Here is a 19,861-nt window from a genome sequence, read left to right as displayed (position 1 = left end):
GCCTCATGACCCTCCTCGCGCTGCTCGGTCTGTTCACCGCGCTCGTGACCTTCGGGCTGTCGTGGGCGGTCTACCGCTTCGCGCTGCGCTTCAAGCTGCACCCGGCGATCCGCGAGCGCGACGTGCACACGCGCCCGACGCCGCGGCTCGGCGGGGTGGCGATGTTCCTCGGCGTGCTGATCGCCTTCGGCGCGGCCTGGCTGTTCGCAGGGCGGTTCCCCCTGCTGCAGATCGTCTTCAACGACCCGAAGCCCGTGCTCGGCATCCTCGGCGGCAGCCTGCTGATCGTCGTGATCGGCGTCGTCGACGACCTCGTCGACCTCGACTGGATGACGAAGCTCGCGGGCCAGATGGTGGCCGCCGGCCTCGTGGCGTGGTCGGGGGTGCAGATCCTGTCCCTGCCGATCGGCGGCCTCACCGTCTGGTCGCCGCTGACGAGCGTCATCATCACCGTCATCGTGATCGTGCTCACGATGAACGCCATCAACTTCATCGACGGGCTCGACGGGCTCGTCGTCGGCGTCGCGCTCATCGCCAACTGCGTGTTCCTCGTGTACACGTACTCCATCACGGTGCGCACGAGCCCGATGAACTACTTCTCGCTGGCCTCCGTCATCACCGCCATCCTGATCGGCGCCTGCGTCGGGTTCCTGCCGCTCAACTGGCACCCCGCGCGCATGTTCATGGGCGATGCGGGCGCGCTGCTGATCGGCCTGCTGATGTCTGCGAGCGCCGTCGCCGTGACGGGCCAGTTCGACCCGTCGACGCTGCAGCACGTCGTCGGCCGCGCGCACCTGCTGTCGGCGTTCCTGCCGATCGTGCTGCCGCTCGCGGTGCTCATCGTGCCGTTCCTTGACTTCGGCCTCGCGGTCGTGCGGCGCGTGAACGCGGGGCGCTCGCCGATGGCGGCCGACCGCAAGCACCTGCACCACCGCCTGCTCGACATGGGGCACTCGCACTTCCACGCCGTGCTGATCTTCTACGCGTGGACGGCGGTCATCTCGATCGGCATGCTGCTGTTCTCGTTCTCGCCCGTCGTGCCCGTGTGGGTGGCGATCGCCTTCGTCATCGTCGGCCTGGTCGTGTGCACGGTGGTCACGCTGGCGCCGCTCGGCCGCCGCCGCACCGTCATGGCGGCCGAGGCGCACGGCATCGACCCAGAGGCGAGCCTGACGGATGCCCCGCCCAGCAGCCCCGTGCTGATGCCGGCTCCCCGCCCCGACGACCCCGACCGCGCCCGCAAGGAGGCCTCATGACCACACCGCGCCCTCAGCTCGCGGTCAACCGCGTGATGCGCACCGCCCTCAAGTGGGATGCGATCATCGTCGCCGGCATTGCGGTGATCGCCGTCGTGATCGGCGCGCTCGTCGCCGGGGGAGTGGGCGTCGGCAGCGCGCTGATCGGCGCGGCGATGGGCCTCGTCTTCCTCGGCATCACGGCGGCCAGCATCCTGTACGCCAATCGATACGCGGGCGGCGAGCTGTTCGCCGGCATCTTCTTCGCGATCGTGCTCGGCGGCTGGATCCTCAAGTTCATCGTCTTCCTCGTGATCGCCGTCCTGCTGCGCCACCAGCCGTGGGTGAACCCGTACGTCCTCTTCCTCTCGATCATCGCGGGCGTGATCGGGTCGCTGGTCGTCGACGTCGTCGTCGTGATGCGCAGCCGGATTCCTCTCGCGGTCGAGCCCGGCCCGCGAGACGCGTCCGGATCGGGCGAGAAAGAATAGGGGCACGCGAGGGAAAGTGCGAGACATCCGCGCCGTTTGACAGCCGATTGATTCGAAGGCGTGCCGAATGTCTTGTAGAGTGAATCCGATCCTCTTGCCTGCTCCGCGGCGCACACCGCGCAGGGCTCGGCTGTATAACTCCATCGTCGCCTTTCATCGGGCGCTCGGTGCCTGAATCAGGAGATAGCGCTGTTCAGTAACGCTGTGAACCTGTTGGTTTCCGCCTCGACCAACGACGGTCAGTTCCACGGCCCTTCCATCGACGAGTTCTTCCCCGGTCCGGTGCTCTTCGCGGGCACGGTGTTCGAGATGAACCGCGTGATGCTGATCCGCGTCGTCGCCACGATCGTGCTCATCGTCCTCTTCTGGGTCGGCACGCGATCGATGAAGCTCGTGCCCACGCGCTTCCAGTCGGTCGTCGAGATGGGGCTCGACTTCATCCGCGTCGGCGTCGTCGAAGACCTGCTCGGCAAGAAGGACGGCCGGCGGTTCTTCCCGCTGATCGCCGCGATCTTCTTCTTCGTGCTGTTCATGAACATCACGGGCGTCATCCCGTTCATGAACATCGCAGGCTCCTCCGTGATCGGCGTGCCGCTGCTGCTCGCCGCGGTCTCCTACGTGGCGTTCATCTACGCCGGCGTCCGCAAGGGAACGGGCCACTTCTTCAAGAACTCGCTCTTCCCCGCCGGCGTGCCGTGGCCGCTGTACATCATCGTGACCCCGATCGAGTTCATCTCGACCTTCATCGTGCGCCCCGTCACGCTGACGCTGCGACTGCTGATGAACATGATCGTCGGCCACCTGCTGCTCGTGCTGTTCTTCACCGCGACGACCTTCTTCTTCATCGAGGGTCCGGTCGCGTTCAAGGCCTTCGGCCTCGGCACCCTCGCCTTCGGCTTCGCGTTCCAGCTCTTCGAGGTGCTGGTCGCGCTGCTGCAGGCATACGTCTTCGCAATCCTCACCACTGTCTACATCCAGTTGGCAGTGGCGGACGAGCACTAACCGGGCCGGCATCCGCCGTCCTGATCACGGAAGGAAAACACACACAGTGGACATCGCTGCTATCTCCGGCAACATCGCCACCGTCGGTTACGGCCTCGCGGCCATCGGCCCGGCCATCGGCGTGGGCATCGTCGTCGGCAAGACGATCGAGGGTGTCGCCCGCCAGCCCGAGCTCGCCTCGCGCCTGCAGGTGCTGATGTGGATCGGTATCGCGTTCACCGAGGCGCTCGCGTTCATCGGTATCGCGACGTACTTCATCTTCACCAACTAGTCCTGCCCGCACCGAGCAATAAGGAGGCGTGATGGTTCACGCAGTCGTAGCTGCGGCAGAGGCAAGCACGAACCCGCTCATCCCCGAGTGGTCCGACCTCATCTGGGCGGCGCTGTGCTTCGTCGTCGTGGTCGTGTTCTTCGTGTGGAAGTTCATCCCGAGCTTCACGAAGCTGCTCGACGACCGTGCCGCGGCCATCGAGGGCAACATCGCCAAGGCCGACGAGGCCCAGAACAAGGCCGAGGCGCTGCTCGAGCAGTACACGGCGCAGCTGGCGGATGCCCGCAGCGAGGCGGCCTCCATCAAGGAGCAGGCCCGCGAAGAGGGCAAGCGGATCGTCGCCGAGCAGAAGGAGCAGGCGGCCATCGAGGCCGCCCGCGTCACCCAGGCCGCCCAGGCGCAGATCGAGGCCGAGCGCAAGCAGGCCGCGACCCAGCTGCGCAGCGAGGTCGGCACGCTCGCGATCGACCTGGCTTCCGGCGTCATCGGCGAAACGCTGAAGGACGACGCGAAGGCGGCGGGCATCGTCGACCGCTTCCTGGCCGAGCTCGAGGCGAGCGAGGGCAAGGCGGGGGCGCAGGCCTGATGGGCAGTGCCACCCGCGACGCGCTGACCGCTGTGCGCGAGACTCTCGTGCAGCAGGGCGGCGCGGCCGACCTCGGCGTCGCAGAAGAGCTGTTCTCGCTGGCGCGCCTGCTGGGCTCGTCGGCGCAGCTGCGCGGCGCCGTCGCCGACCCTGCGGCCGACCCCGCTGAGAAGGCCGCGCTCGTGCAGCGCGCCTTCGCGGGGAAGGTGTCGGGCGCTGCGCTCGCCGCGCTGACGACCGCCGCCCGGCAGCGCTGGTCAGAGCCGGCCGACATCATCGACGGGCTCGAAGAGGCCGGCGTCCGTGCGATCGCACAGTCGGCGCCCGCATCCGTCTCGATCAGCGACGAGCTGTTCGAGGTCGGCCGGGCCGTCGCGAGCGACGCACAGCTCGAGCTGGCCCTGCGCAGCAAGCTCGCCGACCCGGCCGCGAAGGTCGGCGTGGTCGAGCGCCTGCTTCAGACGAAGGTCTCCGCACAGACCGTCGCGATCGTGCGTCAGCTCGTCGCGGACCCGCGCGGCCGCGGCATCCGCGAGTCGCTGCGCTGGGCGCAGCAGACGGTCGCCGACCAGAAGCAGGCCGTGCTCGCGACCGTCACCAGCGCGCAGCCCCTCACGGCCGCTCAGCTGGACCGCCTTCGCGGCGTGCTCTCGAAGCGCTACGACAAGGCGATCGCCTTCAACACCGTCATCGATCCCGAGCTCATCGGCGGCCTGCGCGTGCGGGTCGGCGACGACGTCATCGACTCGAGCATCGCCACGCGTCTTTCCGACGTGCGGCTCCAGCTCGCATAACACCGGTCTTCACCGCTGAGGCCAGCCGCCTCGCTTACAAAAGGAACAACATGGCAGACATCTCCATCAGCCCCGACGAGATCCGGGACGCGCTGAAGGACTTCGTCACGTCGTACGAGCCCAGCAAGGCGACCGCCACCGAGGTCGGCCACGTGCTCGACGCCGCTGACGGCATCGCCCACGTCGAGGGCCTCCCGGGCGTCATGGCGAACGAGCTGGTCCGCTTCGCGGACGGCACCCTCGGCCTCGCGCTGAACCTCGACGAGAACGAGATCGGCGTCGTCGTGCTCGGCGAGTTCGCCGGCATCGAAGAGGGCCAGGAAGTGACCCGCACGGGCGAGGTCCTCTCGGTCGCCGTCGGCGACGGCTACCTCGGCCGCGTCGTCGACCCGCTCGGCAACCCGATCGACGGCCTCGGCGAGATCGCGACCGAGGGCCGCCGTGCCCTCGAGCTGCAGGCCCCCGGCGTCATGCAGCGCAAGTCGGTGCACGAGCCGATGCAGACCGGCATCAAGGCGATCGACGCCATGATCCCGATCGGCCGCGGCCAGCGCCAGCTCATCATCGGCGACCGCCAGACCGGCAAGACCGCGATCGCGATCGACACGATCATCAACCAGAAGGCCAACTGGGAGTCGGGCGACCCCGACAAGCAGGTGCGCTGCATCTACGTCGCGATCGGCCAGAAGGGCTCGACCATCGCCTCGGTGAAGGGCGCCCTCGAGGAGGCCGGCGCGATGGAGTACACGACCATCGTCGCGGCCCCCGCCTCCGACCCGGCCGGCTTCAAGTACCTCGCGCCCTACACCGGCTCGGCGATCGGCCAGCACTGGATGTACGGCGGCAAGCACGTTCTGATCATCTTCGATGACCTGACCAAGCAGGCAGAGGCCTACCGCGCCGTGTCGCTGCTGCTGCGCCGCCCGCCGGGACGCGAGGCATACCCGGGTGACGTCTTCTACCTGCACTCGCGTCTGCTCGAGCGCTGCGCGAAGCTGTCCGACGAGCTCGGCCACGGCTCGATGACCGGCCTTCCGATCATCGAGACCAAGGCGAACGACGTCTCGGCGTACATCCCCACCAACGTGATCTCGATCACCGACGGCCAGATCTTCCTGCAGTCCGACCTGTTCAACGCGAACCAGCGCCCGGCGGTCGACGTCGGCATCTCGGTCTCGCGTGTCGGCGGCGACGCGCAGCTGAAGCACATCAAGAAGGTCTCCGGCACGCTGAAGCTCGAGCTCGCGCAGTACCGCTCGCTGCAGGCGTTCGCGATGTTCGCGTCCGACCTCGACGCGGCCTCGCGCCGCCAGCTCGAGCGCGGTGCGCGTCTGACCGAGCTGCTGCGCCAGCCGCAGTACTCGCCGTACCCCGTCGAGGAGCAGGTCGTCTCGATCTGGGCCGGCACGAACGGCAAGCTCGACGACATCGAGGTCGAGGACATCCTCCGCTTCGAGAGCGAGCTGCTCGATCACCTGCGCCGCAACACGAAGGTGCTCGACACGCTGCGCGAGTCGGGCCAGCTCTCCGACGACACGGTGGCCGAGATCTCGTCCGAGATCGACAAGTTCAAGCTCGAGTTCCAGACCGGCAAGGGCCAGCCCCTGGCCGCTCCCGGCACGGAGCAGCACGAGGCGCTCGACGCCGAGGCTGTCGAGCAGGAGAAGATCGCCGGGAACCGCTAGTCATGGGCGCTCAGCTTCGCATCTACCGGTCGAAGATCCGGTCCGCGCAGACGACGAAGAAGATCACCCGCGCGATGGAGCTCATCAGTGCGAGCCGCATCGCCAAGGCGCTCGCTCGCGTGAACGAGGCGGGCCCCTACACGCAGGAGATCTCGAAGGCGGTCGCGCTCGTCGCCCACCGCTCGAACGTCGAGCACTTCCTGACGACGGAGCCCAAGGAGATCAAGAGGGCGCTGATCGTGGTCTACACCTCAGACCGCGGCCTCGCGGGCGCGTTCAACTCGCAGGTGATCCGCCAGGCGCTGCAGCTCGAGACGCTGCTCAAAGAGCAGGGCAAAGAGGTCGTGTGGTACCTCGTCGGCCGCAAGGCCGTCGGGTACTTCGCGTTCCGCCGTCGGGAGTACCTCGAGAGCTGGACGGGCGAGACCGACCAGCCGTCGTTCGAGCTCGCGAAGGAGATCAGCGACAAGCTCATCGAGCTGTTCACGCGTGACGAGTCCGAGGGCGGGGTGAACGAGATCCACGGCGTGTTCAACCAGTTCGTGAGCTCGATCACGCAGACCCCGCGGGTGCGCCGCCTGCTGCCCCTGCAGGTCGAGGGCAAGCTCGAGGACGACTCCCTTCCCGACGTCGACGGCGTGGCTCCGCTGTACGAGTTCGAGCCCGACGCCGAGACCGTGCTCGACCGGCTGCTGCCCGCCTACGTCGAGAGCCGCGTGTTCTACGCGCTGCTCCAGTCCGCGGCGTCCAAGCACGCCGCGACGCAGAAGGCGATGAAGTCGGCATCCGACAACGCGGACAAGCTGATCACCAACTACACGCGCCTCGCCAACAACGCGCGTCAGGCCGAGATCACGCAGCAGATCTCCGAGATCGTCGGCGGTGCCGACGCGCTCGCGTCCTGACCACAGAAGCCTGTTCGAGAGACAGAGAGAGACAACAATGACCATCACCGCCGAGACCCCCGGCACGGGCGCACAGGTCGCGCCCGGCGTCGGCCGCGTTGCGCGCGTCACCGGTCCCGTCGTGGACATCGAGTTCCCGCACGACGCGATCCCCGAGGTGTACAACGCGCTCAAGACCACCATCAGCTTCTCGGGCGACGAGGAGGAGGCGCACGAGATCACGCTCGAGGTCGCTCAGCACCTCGGTGACGACCTCGTGCGCGCCATCTCGCTGAAGCCGACCGACGGCATCGTCCGCGGCCAGGAGGTGCGCGACACCGGCGCCCCGATCTCGGTGCCCGTCGGCGACGTGACCAAGGGCCGCGTCTTCGACGTGACCGGCGAGATCCTCAACGCCGAGCCCGGCGAGAAGATCGAGATCACCGAGCGCTGGCCGATCCACCGCAAGGCGCCGTCGTTCGACCAGCTCGAGTCGAAGACCACGATGTTCGAGACCGGCATCAAGGTCATCGACCTTCTGACGCCGTACGTGCAGGGCGGCAAGATCGGCCTGTTCGGCGGCGCCGGTGTCGGCAAGACCGTCCTCATTCAGGAGATGATCCAGCGCGTCGCCCAGGACCACGGCGGTGTGTCGGTGTTCGCCGGCGTCGGCGAGCGCACCCGTGAGGGCAACGACCTGATCCACGAGATGGACGAGGCCGGCGTCTTCGACAAGACAGCTCTCGTGTTCGGCCAGATGGACGAGCCGCCGGGGACGCGTCTGCGCGTCGCCCTCTCGGCGCTGACCATGGCCGAGTACTTCCGCGACGTGCAGAAGCAGGACGTGCTGCTCTTCATCGACAACATCTTCCGCTTCACGCAGGCGGGCTCCGAGGTGTCGACGCTGCTCGGCCGCATGCCCTCCGCGGTGGGCTACCAGCCGAACCTCGCCGACGAGATGGGTGTTCTTCAGGAGCGCATCACCTCGACGCGCGGCCACTCGATCACCTCGCTGCAGGCGATCTACGTGCCGGCCGACGACTACACCGACCCGGCCCCGGCGACCACCTTCGCGCACCTCGACGCGACGACCGAGCTCTCGCGTGAGATCGCCTCGCAGGGTCTGTACCCCGCGGTCGACCCGCTGGCCTCGACCTCGCGCATCCTCGACCCGCGCTACATCGGCGAGGACCACTACCGCGTGGCCACCACCGTGAAGCAGATCCTGCAGAAGAACAAGGAGCTGCAGGAGATCATCGCGATCCTCGGTGTCGACGAGCTCTCCGAAGAGGACAAGATCACGGTCGAGCGTGCTCGCCGCATCCAGCAGTTCCTCTCGCAGAACACCTACATGGCGAAGAAGTTCACGGGTGTCGAGGGCTCGACGGTTCCGATCAAGGACACCATCGAGTCGTTCGACGCGATCGCCCGCGGCGACTTCGACCACGTCGCCGTTCAGGCGTTCTTCAACGTCGGCGCCATCTCCGACGTCGAGGAGAAGTGGGCGCAGATCCAGAAGGAGAACGCGTAGGCCATGGCGAAGCTGCTCAACGTCAGCGTGGTCGCCGCAGACCACAAGGTCTGGTCGGGCGAGGCGGCCATGGTCGTCGCCAAGACGACCGACGGCGAGATCGGCGTGCTGCCCGGTCGCGAGCCGGTGCTCGGCCTGCTCGCGAGCGGCCAGGTGCGCCTGACGCTGCCGGGCGGTGAGCGCATCACGGCGAACGCCGAGGGCGGTTTCTTCTCGGTCGCGGCCGACATCGTCACGATCGTCGCGTCGCGCGCCGAGCTGGTCTAGCCGCTCAACCTGTCTCTCTCACGGAAGTCCCGTCCCGCTCGTCGGGGCGGGACTTCCGCGTTTCCCACGCTGGTCGAGTAGGTCGCTCTGCGACCGCATCGAGACCCCTTCCTCGCAGGACTCCCGTGCTCCTTCTGCTTCCCCCCTCCGAGACGAAGCGCCCCGGCGGCGCGCCCGGCACCCGGCTCACCCTGTCGAAGCTGCGTTACCCGATGCTGACGGATGCCCGCCGCGCCACCCTCGACGCGGTCGCTGCCCTCGCAGAGGACCACGACGCCGCGGTGGCCGCGCTCAAGCTCGGGGTGAAGCAGCATCACGAGGTCGCGAAGAACCGGGTGCTCGAGGAATCCGAACTGCTCCCCGCGGTCGATCGCTACACCGGCGTGCTCTACGACGCGCTCGACGCCGGGTCGCTGCCCGAGACGGCGCGCGAGCGCCTCGGCCGACACGTGGTCATCCACTCGGCGGTCCTCGGCCCGGTCGGCGCGCTGGACGGGATTCCCGACTACCGCCTCTCGCACGACTCCCGTCTTCCCGGCGTGCGGCTCAAGGCGCTGTGGGCGGATGCCGCGGCCGCGGCGCTGGCCGGTGAGCAGGGTCTCGTGCTCGACGCCCGCTCGCAGGGCTACGCCGCGCTCGGCCCCGTGCCGCACGCGGTGCGGCTCGACGTCGTCGCGGAAGGACCGGACGGCCGCCGCCGCGCACTCAACCACTTCAACAAGCACGCGAAGGGCGCGCTCGCGCGGGCCTACGCGCTGAGCGACGGCACGCCGCGCTCGCTGGCCGAGCTCGTCGAATGGGGCGCCGCGCACGGGTTCCAGCTCGAGCCGGGCATCCAGCAGGAGAGCCGGCCGTCCGTCACGCTCGTGACGCGCGCGGCCTGAGCCGGGCCGCTCGCGCACCGCGTCGCCGCGTCGCCGCGCCCGGGATCTCACAGCCCATTGCCCGAAGCTTCAAATGAGATATGCTCAATCTCGGTTGGGCCGAGGCGCACGCATGAGTCGGTCACCGCCCGGTGCTCTCCCTCGTCTCGCTCTGCGGTCGGGCAGCAGCGATGACATGCAGCGGGTGGTGAGACCGCGACATGCCTAGGGGTGCGCTTCGGCCCGACTCGTCTCACGAACCGGCGCGCCAGCAGCCCTCGACGTGGTCGTCGACCAGCCCGGCCGATTGCATCAGCGCATACATCGTGGTCGGGCCGACGAACTTGAAGCCGCGCTTGCGCAGCTCTTTGCTGAGCGCCGTGCTCTCGGGCGTGACCGCAGGCACGTCGAGGAACGACGCGGGCCTCGGGCGCGACCCGGCCTCGGGCGCGAACGACCAGACGAGCTCGACGAGGGGTCGGTCGAGGGCGAGCACCGCGCGCGCATTGCTGATGGTCGCCTCGATCTTGCCGCGATGCCGGATAATACGGGTGTCGGCGAGCAGGCGCTCGACGTCGGCCTCGCCGTATTCGGCGACGACGGCCGGGTCGAAGCCGTCGAACGCGGCCCGGAACCCTTCGCGGCGCCGCAGGATCGTGATCCACGACAGGCCGGCCTGGAACCCCTCGAGGCAGATCTTCTCGAAGAGGCGTCGCTCGTCTTTCAGCGGGTGGCCCCACTCGTCGTCGTGGTAGGCGATGTATTCGGGGCTCGAGACCGACCAGGCGCAGCGCAGCTTCCCGTCGGCGCCCTCGACCGCGTCGCGATAGGCGCTCATGCGGCGAGCGTGATGCCCTCGTGGGCAAGCAGCCAGAGTTTGGTCGGAATGCCGTCGCCGCCGCTGTAGCCGGTCACCCGGCCGGAGGAGGACAGCACCCGGTGACAGCCGATGAGCAGCGGAACCGGGTTGGCCCCGACGGCGCCGCCCACAGCCCGGCCCGCGGTCACCAGCCCGAGCTCGTGGCCGATCTCGCCGTAGGACGTGAACTCGCCGAACGGCAGTCGTGCGAGGATCGCCCACACGGACTTCTGGAAGTCGGTGCCGCGCAGGTGCAGGGGAACGTCGAACGCGGTGCGCGTGCCCGCGAAGTACTCGGCGAGCTGCCGCACGGCCTCGTCGAGCACGGCGTTCGGGTTCTCGGGCAGCGTCTCGAGGGGAAGGCGCCCGTCGCGGGCGATCGACAGCGAGGTGACGGCGTCGCCGTCGCTGGTCAGCTCGAGGCGGCCGATGGGGGAATCGGTGCGCGCCAGGAAGAGGGGAATCGCGGTGGTCATGGCTCGACAGTAACCGCCGCCGCCGACACCGGCTCGCGGGAATCGGACATCGGTTGAGAAGGCGCGGGCGCGCGGCCCTGTGCTGGGGGAGATCCGCGCAACGCACGCGAGGATAGAGGCATGGCCGATCCGCAGGACCTCGTCCGAGACGCACTCGCGAAGCATCCGATCATCGACGGTCACAACGACTGGGCGTGGGAGGTCAGGGACCAGCGCGACTACTCGGTCGAGGGCCTCGACCACGACCTCGGCGACTCCTTCGACACCGACGTGCCGCGCCTCAAGGCGGGGGGAGTGGGCGGCCAGTTCTGGTCGGTCTATGTCGAGGACCGCCGCGAGGGCGCCGTCGCCGTGCGCGAGACGCTCGAGCAGATCGACTTCGTCCACCGGCTCGCTGCGCGCTTCCCGCAGCACTTCACCCTCGCCCGCACGGCCGACGACCTGGCCCGCGCGCGACAGGCCGGCACGATCGCGAGCTTCATGGGGGCGGAGGGCAGCCACCAGCTCGACGGCTCGCTCGCGGTGCTGCGCGAGTACGCGCGGCTCGGCGTGCGCTACCTCACCCTCACGCACTGGCTGACCACCGAGTTCGCGGATTCCGCGACCGACGACCCGCAGCACGGCGGCCTCTCTGATCGCGGCCGCGAGCTCGTGCGCGAGCTGAACCGCCTCGGCATGCTCGTCGACCTGTCGCACGTGGCGGCCACCACGATGCACGATGCGCTCGACGTGGCATCCGCCCCTGTGATCTTCAGCCACAGCTCGTGCCGGGCCGTCACCGATCATGTGCGCAACGTGCCTGACGACGTGCTCGAGCGGATGCCGGCCAACGGCGGCGTCGTGATGATCACCTTCGTGCCGGGCTTCGTCTCGACCGCATACAAGGAGTGGATCGAACGCGGCCGCCAGGGCGAGGCTCCGCGGGTCACGGTCTCGGATGTGGCAGACCACGTCGAGCACGCGCGCGCCGTGGCGGGCATCGATCACATCGGCCTCGGCGGCGACTTCGACGGCGCACCGCAGTTCCCCGAGGGCCTCGAAGGCGTCGGCGACTACCCGAAGCTGCTGGCCGAGCTCGCCGCCCGCGGCTGGAGCGCCGACGAGCTGGCGGCGCTGGCGGGCGGCAACATCACGCGCGTGCTGAAGGCGACGGATGCCGCCTTCCAGGCATCCCGATAAGCAACGCACCCGCGTGCGCTCATAGGCTCGAGCCATGGCAGAAATCGAATACCGCACCCTCGGCACGTCCGGCCTCGTCGTCTCGACGGTGGGCCTCGGCTGCAACAACTTCGGGCGTCCAGGAACGGCGACCGAGACGCAGGAGGGCACGAATGCGGTGATCGACGCCGCCATCGACGCCGGGGTGACGCTGTTCGACACGGCCGACATCTACGGCGGCGGCGAGAAGGGTCTCTCAGAGACGCTCATGGGCACCGCACTCGCCGGCAGGCGCGACCAGATCGTGCTCGCGACCAAGTTCGGCATGGACATGGAGGGCCGGAACGGCCCCGACTGGGGCGCTCGCGGGTCTCGGCGCTATGTGCGCCGTGCTGTCGAGGCGTCGCTCGCGCGGCTGAAGACCGACTGGATCGACCTCTACCAGCTGCACCGGCCCGACCCGGCGACGCCGATCGAAGAGACCCTCGCGGTGCTCGACGACCTCATCAGCGAGGGGAAGGTGCGCTACATCGGGCACTCGAACCTCTCGGGCTGGCAGATCGCCGATGCCGAGTACCAGGCGGTGCTGCACGGCCACCCTCGGTTCATCTCGGCGCAGAACCACTACAACCTGCTCGTGCGCGAGGCCGAGCGCGAGGTGCTGCCGGCCGTCAACCAGTACGGGCTCGGCTTCCTGCCGTACTTCCCGCTGCAGAACGGGCTCTTCACTGGCAAGTTCAGCCGTGCGGGCGGGCCTGCCGACAGCCGCATCATGCAGCAGCGCAAGCACATCCTCGACGATGCCCCGTGGGACCTGATCGACGAATACCAGGCGTTCGCCGACGCCCGCGGCATTACCATGCTTCAGGCGACCTTCGGGTGGCTGCTCGCGCAGCCGGGGCTCACCTCGGTGATCGCGGGAGCGACCAAGCCTGAGCAGATCGTCGCCAACGCCGAAGCGGCGTCCGCATGGCATCCCTCGCCCGACGAGGTGGCCGAGATCTCCCGCATCTTCGCCGCGTACGTGTAGCGCGACCTCCCTTCCATCGCGCGACGACACTAGCTGCGGGAATCGCGTCTCGCTCTTTCGTGCGGCGACAGTGGATGCCGGAATCCCGTGTCGTTTTTTCGCGCGGCGACAGTAAATGCCGCTTCTCGGCCTGGCGTGCGGCATCTATTGTCGCCGCGTGGGGGTGGTGCGAAGGCAAGAGGCATCTATTGTCGCCGCGGCGTTCAGCCCCGCGCCTCTTGCCGAGTGAGCGCTCACTCACTAAAGTGAGCGAGTGACCAGAACGGATGCCTCGGCTGACGCGCCCCCCGCGCGCCGTGCCCCCGCGATGAGCCCTGAGGACCGCCGCGCCCAGATCGTCGACGCCGCGATCCCGCTCGTGATGGCACACGGCGTGGCGGTCACCTCGAAGCAGATCGCCGAGGCAGCCGGCGTCGCCGAGGGCACCGTGTTCCGGGCCTTCGGCGACAAGGACGCCGTCATCGAGGCGGCGGTCACGAAGTACCTCGACCCCGAGCCGCTGCGCGAGCAGCTGCGCCGCATCGACCCGAGCGTGTCGCTCGACTTCACGGTGCGCCAGGTGGTCTCCGCCCTGCAGGATCGCTTCCGCGGCATGTTCACGATGATGGCCGCCCTCGGCCGCAGCGGGCCGCCCGAGCGTCGGCCGTCGTCGAGCAGCGACTACGCGAGCATCGTCACAGAGCTGGTGCAGCCCGAGCTCGACCGGCTGCGCATTCCCGCCGAGCGCGTGGCACCCTTCCTGCGCCTGCTGGCATTCGCCTCGTCGATCGAGGTGTTCCAGGCATCCATGCCGATCGGGCTCGATGAGCTTGTCGACCTGGCGGTGCACGGCATCGCAGGCGAGGCTCCCGCGGGTGAGGCACCCGCCGGCGAGGCACCCGCGGCCGCCGCACCCGAGGGCCCGGCATCCGCCACCCCCACACGGAAAGAAGCGCAATGCTGATCGCCCTGCTGCGGCGCCACCTCGGCCCGCATTGGAAGCTGCTCGTGGGGGTGCTGGTGTTCCAGCTCGCCCAGTCGCTCGCGGCCCTCTACCTGCCGACGCTCAACGCCGACATCATCGACAACGGCGTCGCGAAGGGCGACACCGGCTACATCATGCGCATCGGCGCGTGGATGCTGCTCGTGACGCTCGCGCAGGTCGCGTGCTCGATCACCGCGGTCTACTTCGGAGCCCGCGCGGCGATGAGCCTCGGGCGCGATCTGCGGGGAAGCGTGTTCACCCGCGTCGGGCAGTTCAGCGAGCGCGAGGTGCAGCTCTTCGGAGCGCCGAGCCTCATCACGCGCTCGACCAACGACGTGCAGCAGATCCAGATGCTCGTGCTGATGAGCTGCACCATGATGGTCTCCGCGCCGATCACGGCGGTCGGTGGTGTCATCCTCGCGATCCAGCAGGACGCCGAGCTGTCGTGGATCATCGCCGTCGCGGTTCCGGTGCTGCTGATCTGCGTCGGGGCCGTCGTGAGCCGCATGGTGCCGTGGTTCCGGAAGATGCAGAGGCGCATCGACGCCGTGAACCGGGTGCTGCGCGAGCAGCTCACGGGCATCCGCGTTGTGCGCGCCTTCGTGCGCGAGGACATCGAGACCGAGCGCTTCGAGCGCGTCAACGGCGACGTCATGGAGGCGGCGCTCAACGCCGGGCGCTGGATGACGACGATGTTCCCCATCGTCATGCTGATCCTCAACCTGTCGAGCGTCGCCGTGATCTGGTTCGGCTCGTTCCGCGTTCAAGAGGGCATGCCGATCGGCGCGCTCACGGCGTTCCTCGCCTATCTCGCCCAGATCCTCATGGCGGTGATGATGGCCACGTTCATGGCCGTCATGGTGCCGCGCGCCGCCGTGAGCGCCGGGCGCATCGGCGAGGTGCTGGGCACAGAGCCGTCTATCGCGGCGCCCGCCGCTCCGGTCCGCGAGCTGCGCGAGCGGGGCACGATCGAGCTCTTCGAGGTCGGGTTCCACTACCCGGGCGCCGAGCAGCCCGTGCTGACCGACGTGTCGCTGCGCGCCGAGGCGGGGCAGACGCTCGCGATCATCGGATCCACGGGCGCGGGCAAGACGACCCTGGTCAACCTGCTGCCCCGGCTCTTCGACGCCACGAGCGGCACCGTCTACGTCGACGGCGTCGACGTCGCCGAGCTCGACCCCGAGCTGCTGTGGAGCCGCATCGGCCTCGTGCCGCAGAAGCCGTACCTCTTCTCGGGAACGGTCGCGAGCAACCTGCGCTACGGCAATCCCGACGCCACTGAGGACGAGCTGTGGCGCGCTCTCGAGATCGCTCAGGCCGCCGCGTTCGTCCGCGAGATGGACGGCGGGCTCGAGGCCGCGATCGCGCAGGGCGGCACGAACGTGTCGGGCGGCCAGCGGCAGCGGCTCGCGATCGCCCGGGCCCTCGTGAAGCGGCCCGAGATCTATGTGTTCGACGACTCGTTCTCGGCGCTCGACCTCGCGACGGATGCCCGACTGCGCGCCGCTCTGAAGAGAGAGGTCGACGGCGCAACCTTCGTGATCGTCGCGCAGCGCGTGTCGACCATCGTCGACGCCGACCAGATCGTGGTCATCGACGACGGCCGGGTGGTCGGGATCGGCCGCCATGAGGAACTGCTGGCGGGCAACGACACGTACGCCGAGATCGTGAACTCGCAGCTCACTGCGGAGGAGGCGCGATGAGCGACCAGAAGAGCCCCGCCCCCGCTGCCCCCGCTGCCGCCCCTGGTGCCCCCGCCGCTGCCGCTGCGCGCCCGCAGACGCCGCAGACGCGCCCGACGCGCCGCGGCCCGGGCGGCGGCGGCCCGATGGGCATGGCGATGCCGGGGGAGAAGGCCTCGAACTTCGGCCCGTCGGCCAAGAGGCTTCTCGGCCGGCTGCGCGGGGAGCGCCTGGCCGTCGCGCTGGTGGCGCTGCTCGGTGCGGCATCCGTCGCCTTCACGGTCGTCGGGCCCAAGCTCCTCGGTGACGCGACGAACATCGTGTTCGCGGGCTTCATCGGGCGCCAGTTCGCGCACGTGCCGGCCGGCACGACCAAGGCCGAGGTGATCGCGGGCCTCGAGAAACAGGGCAACGGCCAGCTGGCCGACCTGCTGCGGCACATCGACTTCACCCCCGGCCAGGGCATCGACTTCACGGCGCTCGCGCACCTGCTGATGTGGGTGCTGCTGCTCTATGTCGTCGCGGCGGTCTTCGGCTGGGCGCAGGGCTGGATCATGAACGGCGTCGTCGCGCGCGTCACGTTCGCGCAGCGGCAGGACGTCGAGGCGAAGATCCACCGCCTGCCGCTGTCGTACTTCGACCGGATGCCGCGCGGCGAGCTGCTCTCGCGGGTGACGAACGACATCGACAACGTCCAGCAGAGCCTGCAGCAGACGATGAGCCAGCTGCTGCAGTCGCTCCTCACCGTGATCGGCGTGCTGGCGTTCATGTTCTGGACCTCGTGGCTGCTCGCGCTGATCGCGCTGGTCACGATCCCGCTCACGATCGTCGTGACGCAGCAGATCGCCAAGCGCTCGCAGAAGCAGTTCGTGGCGCAGTGGCGGCACACGGGCGAGCTCAACGCCCAGATCGAAGAGGCGTTCAGCGGCCACGCCCTGGTCAAGGTCTTCGGGCGCCATCGCGAGGTCGAGGCGCGGTTCGCCGCGAAGAACGACGAGCTGTTCGACGCGAGCTTCGGCGCGCAGTTCGTCAGCGGCATCATCATGCCGGCGATGATGTTCGTCGGGAACCTCATCTACGTCGTGATCGCCGTCGTCGGCGGCCTGCTCATCACGAGCGGCTCGCTGTCGCTCGGAAGCGTGCAGGCGTTCATCCAGTACTCGCGCCAGTTCACGCAGCCGCTCACCCAGCTCGGGTCGATGGCCAACCTGCTGCAGTCGGGGGTCGCGAGCGCCGAGCGCGTGTTCGAGCTGCTCGATGCCGACGAGCAGACGCCGGACGATGCGGATGCCGAGCCGCTCGGCGCGGTGACGGGCCGCTTCGCCTTCGAGGACGTCGCGTTCTCGTATGCGCCCGACGCGCCGCTCATTACCCGCCTGAACCTCGTGGCAGAACCCGGGCAGACGGTCGCGATCGTCGGGCCGACCGGTGCAGGCAAGACGACGCTCGTGAACCTCATGATGCGCTTCTACGACCCCGATTCCGGCCGCATCACGCTCGACGGCGTCGACACGCGCCGCCTGCGGCGGCAGGAGCTGCGCGGCGCGATGGGCATGGTCCTGCAGGACACGTGGCTGTTCGCGGGCACGATCCGCGAGAACATCGCGTATGGCCGGCCGGATGCCAGCGAGGAGGAGATCCTCGCCGCGGCGCGCGCCGCCTACGTCGACCGCTTCGTGCACTCGCTGCCCGACGGCTACGACACGGTGCTCGAGGACGAGGGCGCGAACGTCTCCGCAGGCGAGAAGCAGCTGCTCACCATCGCGCGGGCGTTCCTGTCGCGGCCGTCGGTGCTGATCCTCGATGAGGCGACGAGCTCCGTCGACACCCGCACCGAGGTGCTCGTGCAGCAGGCGATGAGCGCGCTGCGGGCGGGGCGCACCTCGTTCGTGATCGCGCACCGGCTCTCGACGATCCGCGACGCCGACCTCATTCTGGTGATGGAGCACGGCGACATCGTCGAGCAGGGTTCGCACTCCTCGCTGCTCGAGGCCGGCGGGGCGTACTCGAGGCTCTACCAGGCGCAGTTCGCGGGCGCAGTCGTCGACGAGGCCTGACTAGTCGGGCGGACTTCCCGCTCACAGGCGCTGATCCGGGGAAGTTGTGCCACTTTCCCGCGCTCTGTTGCGTTGGGCAACGGATGCCCCGGCGAGGCTGGCCTGCATGGCCCAGACCGCCCCGCCCGACAAGCTCATCCGCCTTCGCAGCTCGCGCGACGTCGTCGCCGCTGTGCCCCACCTGCTCGGCTACCGCCCGCGCCGCAGCATCGTGTTCCTCAACACGCACGCCGACGCGCAGGTGTCGACCCTGCGTGTCGACCTGCCCGAACCGGCGCCGCCCGCCGTCGAGAAGAGGCTCATCGCGTCGCTCGTCGGCATGCTCTGCAAGGTGCCCGAGGTCAGCCGCGTGCTGGTCGTGGTCTATGCCGAGGGGCCGTTCGACGCCGGCGGGGACGTGCCGCGCGCATCCTTCGTTCGGCCGCTGATCGGCCGTCTGCTCGACTCGGGCTTCGTGGTGCACGATGCGCTCTGCGTGGCCGACGATGCCTGGGGTGCATACGACGGGCACGATGCGGGCATCCCGCACCGGCTCGACGAGCTCGACGAGACGCCGCTCGGCGCTGACGGCGACCCCGTCGCGGCCGACGTCGCCGAGCTCGCGGCACTTCCGACCGTCGGGCACCTCGCGCGGCGCGCCTTCGATGCGGCGATCGACAGGGCTATCGCCGGGTCCGGCGCGGTGCGACCGATTCTCGCTGCCGAGCAGGCGCTCGCCCTCGACGCAGGCACGGCCGACAGCGACGAGCTCGCGGCGATCGTGCCGGTGCTGCTGTACCCAGAGCTGCGCGATGCGGTCCTGTTCACGTGGGCGTGGGGCGCGCAGCGCGGTCTCGAGCTGCTCGACGAGGCCGAGCGCATCGACGCAGGTGAAGTCGGCCCCGGCGACGACACGATCGCCCTCGATCTCATGGGCCTCGGCGACGCCGAGCCGCCCGATCACGAGCGGGTCTCTCGAGCGACCGCGCTGATGTCGCGCATCGCGGCCCTCGCCCCTGACGACGTCGCACACGTCGCGCTGACCGTGCTCGGCTGGCTGCACTGGTCGCAGGGGCGCGGGTCGGTCGCGAGTCGCCTCGTCGATCGGGCGCGCGAGCTCGACCGGTCCTACGGCCTGGCCGAGCTGCTGCAGACCGTGCTGCGTCAGGGGCACCTGCCCGGCTGGGCGTACGCGATGCCGGGCGACTGAAGGCGGGGCCGGTCAGGGCCGCCGACTACGATCTGTGGAGACCACGCCCCTTACGGAGGAACTCCCGCATGCCTGTCGATGCCCAGCTCATCGCCTTCGACCTCGACGACACCCTGGCCCCCTCGAAGTCCCCCCTGCCCGACGCGGTCGCCTCAGTGCTCGCGCGGCTGCTCGAGAAGGCATCCGTCGCGATCATCTCGGGCGGCCAGATCGGCCAGTTCCGCCAGCAGGTGATCGAACGGCTGACGGGTGCCTCCGAGGCGGGCCTCGGGCGGCTGTTCCTCATGCCCGTCACCGGAACGCAGTACTGGCGCTACGTCGACGGCGAGTGGTCCATGCAGTACGAGGATGGGCTCTCGGCGGAGGAGAAGTCCGCGGCGCTCGCCGCGATCGAGGCCACCGCGAAGCGGTTCGGCTACTGGGAGGCCGAGACCTGGGGCCCCATCCTCGAAGACCGCGGCTCGCAGATCACGTTCTCGGCGCTCGGCCAGCAGGCTCCTGTCGACGCGAAGAAGGCGTGGGATCCGAGCGGCGAGAAGAAGAACCGCCTTGCGGCCGCCGTGCAGGCGCAGCTGCCGCAGCTCTCGGTGCGCTCCGGCGGGTCGACGTCGATCGACATCACCCGCGCCGGTGTCGACAAGGGCTACGCGCTCGAGCGGCTCGTCGAGGTCAGTGCCATCCCCGTCGAAGACATGATCTTCGTCGGCGACCGGCTCGACCCCGACGGCAACGACTACCCCGTGGTGCGCACGGGCGTCCGCACCCAGATGGTCGGCGGCTGGGAAGACACGGTGGCCTACCTCGAGGGGCTGCTCGCGGAGTAGCCCGGGCCGGCCT

The 19,861-nt window shown here is 69.2% G+C and carries 20 protein-coding genes; 18 read left to right on the top strand and 2 right to left on the bottom strand.

Features of this window, described 5'->3' with window-relative positions:
* Positions 1-5: 5 nt before the first annotated feature.
* From ABD716_RS02015 to ABD716_RS01965, 11 genes are all read left to right on the top strand, one after another.
* Positions 6-1,256 carry an MraY family glycosyltransferase gene (locus ABD716_RS02015; protein ID WP_344773257.1) on the top strand — a complete coding sequence of 417 codons (1,251 nt, stop codon included), beginning with the start codon at positions 6-8 and terminating at the stop codon, positions 1,254-1,256.
* Positions 1,253-1,726, top strand: a complete 474-nt coding sequence (locus tag ABD716_RS02010) for a Cg1360 family ATP-synthase-associated protein (protein ID WP_344773255.1) — start codon at positions 1,253-1,255, stop codon at positions 1,724-1,726. Before ABD716_RS02015 ends, ABD716_RS02010 begins: the two co-directional genes overlap by 4 nt.
* Positions 1,727-1,930: 204 nt before the next feature.
* Positions 1,931-2,728 carry a F0F1 ATP synthase subunit A gene (gene atpB / locus ABD716_RS02005; protein ID WP_344773253.1) on the top strand — a complete coding sequence of 266 codons (798 nt, stop codon included), beginning with the start codon at positions 1,931-1,933 and terminating at the stop codon, positions 2,726-2,728.
* Positions 2,729-2,774: 46 nt separating this feature from the next.
* On the top strand, positions 2,775-2,999 hold the full coding sequence (gene atpE / locus ABD716_RS02000; protein WP_344756880.1) for an ATP synthase F0 subunit C: 225 nt from the start codon (positions 2,775-2,777) through the stop codon (positions 2,997-2,999).
* A 31-nt stretch (positions 3,000-3,030) separates the two neighbouring features.
* Complete coding sequence (locus ABD716_RS01995) at positions 3,031-3,585, top strand: F0F1 ATP synthase subunit B (protein ID WP_344773251.1); 555 nt, start codon at positions 3,031-3,033, stop codon at positions 3,583-3,585.
* A complete protein-coding gene (locus ABD716_RS01990) occupies positions 3,585-4,379 on the top strand; it encodes a F0F1 ATP synthase subunit delta (protein ID WP_344773249.1) in 795 nt (264 codons plus the stop codon). The genes ABD716_RS01995 and ABD716_RS01990 overlap by 1 nt, the downstream gene beginning before the upstream one ends.
* A 50-nt stretch (positions 4,380-4,429) precedes the next feature.
* A complete protein-coding gene (atpA, locus tag ABD716_RS01985; protein WP_344773247.1) occupies positions 4,430-6,064 on the top strand; it encodes a F0F1 ATP synthase subunit alpha in 1,635 nt (544 codons plus the stop codon).
* A gap of 2 nt (positions 6,065-6,066) precedes the next feature.
* Positions 6,067-6,969: a F0F1 ATP synthase subunit gamma gene (locus ABD716_RS01980; protein ID WP_344773245.1), complete on the top strand. Its 903-nt coding sequence runs from the start codon at positions 6,067-6,069 to the stop codon at positions 6,967-6,969.
* A 37-nt stretch (positions 6,970-7,006) separates the two neighbouring features.
* Complete coding sequence (gene atpD / locus ABD716_RS01975; RefSeq protein ID WP_344773243.1) at positions 7,007-8,479, top strand: F0F1 ATP synthase subunit beta; 1,473 nt, start codon at positions 7,007-7,009, stop codon at positions 8,477-8,479.
* A 3-nt stretch (positions 8,480-8,482) separates the two neighbouring features.
* The gene (locus tag ABD716_RS01970) at positions 8,483-8,746 is read left to right on the top strand and encodes a F0F1 ATP synthase subunit epsilon (protein ID WP_344773241.1); all 264 of its coding nucleotides are present in this window, start codon (positions 8,483-8,485) and stop codon (positions 8,744-8,746) included.
* Between the two features lie 125 nt (positions 8,747-8,871).
* Positions 8,872-9,630: a YaaA family protein gene (locus tag ABD716_RS01965; protein ID WP_344773239.1), complete on the top strand. Its 759-nt coding sequence runs from the start codon at positions 8,872-8,874 to the stop codon at positions 9,628-9,630.
* Between the two features lie 232 nt (positions 9,631-9,862).
* On the opposite strand, the gene ABD716_RS01960 is transcribed toward ABD716_RS01965, so the two are convergent.
* Positions 9,863-10,447, bottom strand: coding sequence for a DNA-3-methyladenine glycosylase I (locus tag ABD716_RS01960; protein ID WP_344773237.1), 585 nt, complete (start codon positions 10,445-10,447; stop codon positions 9,863-9,865).
* On the bottom strand, positions 10,444-10,944 hold the full coding sequence (locus tag ABD716_RS01955; RefSeq protein WP_344773235.1) for a methylated-DNA--[protein]-cysteine S-methyltransferase: 501 nt from the start codon (positions 10,942-10,944) through the stop codon (positions 10,444-10,446). The genes ABD716_RS01960 and ABD716_RS01955 overlap by 4 nt, the downstream gene beginning before the upstream one ends.
* A gap of 120 nt (positions 10,945-11,064) precedes the next feature.
* On the opposite strand from ABD716_RS01955, the gene ABD716_RS01950 reads away from it, so the two are divergent.
* The 7 genes from ABD716_RS01950 (at position 11,065) to ABD716_RS01920 (ending at position 19,848) form a co-directional block, all read left to right on the top strand.
* Complete coding sequence (locus tag ABD716_RS01950; protein WP_344773233.1) at positions 11,065-12,123, top strand: dipeptidase; 1,059 nt, start codon at positions 11,065-11,067, stop codon at positions 12,121-12,123.
* 34 nt (positions 12,124-12,157) lie between these two features.
* A complete protein-coding gene (locus ABD716_RS01945) occupies positions 12,158-13,132 on the top strand; it encodes an aldo/keto reductase (protein ID WP_344773231.1) in 975 nt (324 codons plus the stop codon).
* A gap of 253 nt (positions 13,133-13,385) precedes the next feature.
* The gene (locus ABD716_RS01940) at positions 13,386-14,075 is read left to right on the top strand and encodes a TetR/AcrR family transcriptional regulator (RefSeq protein WP_344773229.1); all 690 of its coding nucleotides are present in this window, start codon (positions 13,386-13,388) and stop codon (positions 14,073-14,075) included.
* A complete protein-coding gene (locus tag ABD716_RS01935; protein ID WP_344773227.1) occupies positions 14,069-15,799 on the top strand; it encodes an ABC transporter ATP-binding protein in 1,731 nt (576 codons plus the stop codon). The genes ABD716_RS01940 and ABD716_RS01935 overlap by 7 nt, the downstream gene beginning before the upstream one ends.
* A complete protein-coding gene (locus ABD716_RS01930) occupies positions 15,796-17,835 on the top strand; it encodes an ABC transporter ATP-binding protein (RefSeq protein ID WP_344773225.1) in 2,040 nt (679 codons plus the stop codon). The genes ABD716_RS01935 and ABD716_RS01930 overlap by 4 nt, the downstream gene beginning before the upstream one ends.
* Positions 17,836-17,941: 106 nt before the next feature.
* Complete coding sequence (locus ABD716_RS01925) at positions 17,942-19,024, top strand: DUF4192 family protein (RefSeq protein ID WP_344773224.1); 1,083 nt, start codon at positions 17,942-17,944, stop codon at positions 19,022-19,024.
* Positions 19,025-19,092: 68 nt separating this feature from the next.
* On the top strand, positions 19,093-19,848 hold the full coding sequence (locus ABD716_RS01920; RefSeq protein ID WP_344773222.1) for an HAD-IIB family hydrolase: 756 nt from the start codon (positions 19,093-19,095) through the stop codon (positions 19,846-19,848).
* The last annotated feature ends 13 nt before the right edge of the window (positions 19,849-19,861 follow it).

Source organism: Gryllotalpicola kribbensis, assembly GCF_039538245.1.
Lineage (GTDB): Bacteria > Actinomycetota > Actinomycetes > Actinomycetales > Microbacteriaceae > Gryllotalpicola > Gryllotalpicola kribbensis.
The sequence above is the reverse complement of the archived record's forward strand: the minus strand, read 5'-3'. Positions and strand labels throughout refer to the sequence as shown.

Bases quoted from the DNA above. Each gene is read 5' to 3' on its own strand.
- ABD716_RS01925 (WP_344773224.1), top strand. From the start codon at position 17,942: ATGGCCCAGACCGCCCCGCCCGACAAGCTCATCCGCCTTCGCAGCTCG.
- ABD716_RS01930 (WP_344773225.1), top strand. From the start codon at position 15,796: ATGAGCGACCAGAAGAGCCCCGCCCCCGCTGCCCCCGCTGCCGCCCCT.
- atpD (WP_344773243.1), top strand. From the start codon at position 7,007: ATGACCATCACCGCCGAGACCCCCGGCACGGGCGCACAGGTCGCGCCC.
- ABD716_RS02015 (WP_344773257.1), top strand. From the start codon at position 6: ATGACCCTCCTCGCGCTGCTCGGTCTGTTCACCGCGCTCGTGACCTTC.
- atpA (WP_344773247.1), top strand. From the start codon at position 4,430: ATGGCAGACATCTCCATCAGCCCCGACGAGATCCGGGACGCGCTGAAG.
- ABD716_RS01990 (WP_344773249.1), top strand. From the start codon at position 3,585: ATGGGCAGTGCCACCCGCGACGCGCTGACCGCTGTGCGCGAGACTCTC.
- ABD716_RS01995 (WP_344773251.1), top strand. From the start codon at position 3,031: ATGGTTCACGCAGTCGTAGCTGCGGCAGAGGCAAGCACGAACCCGCTC.
- ABD716_RS01980 (WP_344773245.1), top strand. From the start codon at position 6,067: ATGGGCGCTCAGCTTCGCATCTACCGGTCGAAGATCCGGTCCGCGCAG.
- ABD716_RS01935 (WP_344773227.1), top strand. From the start codon at position 14,069: ATGCTGATCGCCCTGCTGCGGCGCCACCTCGGCCCGCATTGGAAGCTG.
- ABD716_RS01945 (WP_344773231.1), top strand. From the start codon at position 12,158: ATGGCAGAAATCGAATACCGCACCCTCGGCACGTCCGGCCTCGTCGTC.
- ABD716_RS01920 (WP_344773222.1), top strand. From the start codon at position 19,093: ATGCCTGTCGATGCCCAGCTCATCGCCTTCGACCTCGACGACACCCTG.
- ABD716_RS01970 (WP_344773241.1), top strand. From the start codon at position 8,483: ATGGCGAAGCTGCTCAACGTCAGCGTGGTCGCCGCAGACCACAAGGTC.
- ABD716_RS02010 (WP_344773255.1), top strand. From the start codon at position 1,253: ATGACCACACCGCGCCCTCAGCTCGCGGTCAACCGCGTGATGCGCACC.
- ABD716_RS01950 (WP_344773233.1), top strand. From the start codon at position 11,065: ATGGCCGATCCGCAGGACCTCGTCCGAGACGCACTCGCGAAGCATCCG.
- ABD716_RS01960 (WP_344773237.1), bottom strand. From the start codon at position 10,447: ATGAGCGCCTATCGCGACGCGGTCGAGGGCGCCGACGGGAAGCTGCGC.
- ABD716_RS01955 (WP_344773235.1), bottom strand. From the start codon at position 10,944: ATGACCACCGCGATTCCCCTCTTCCTGGCGCGCACCGATTCCCCCATC.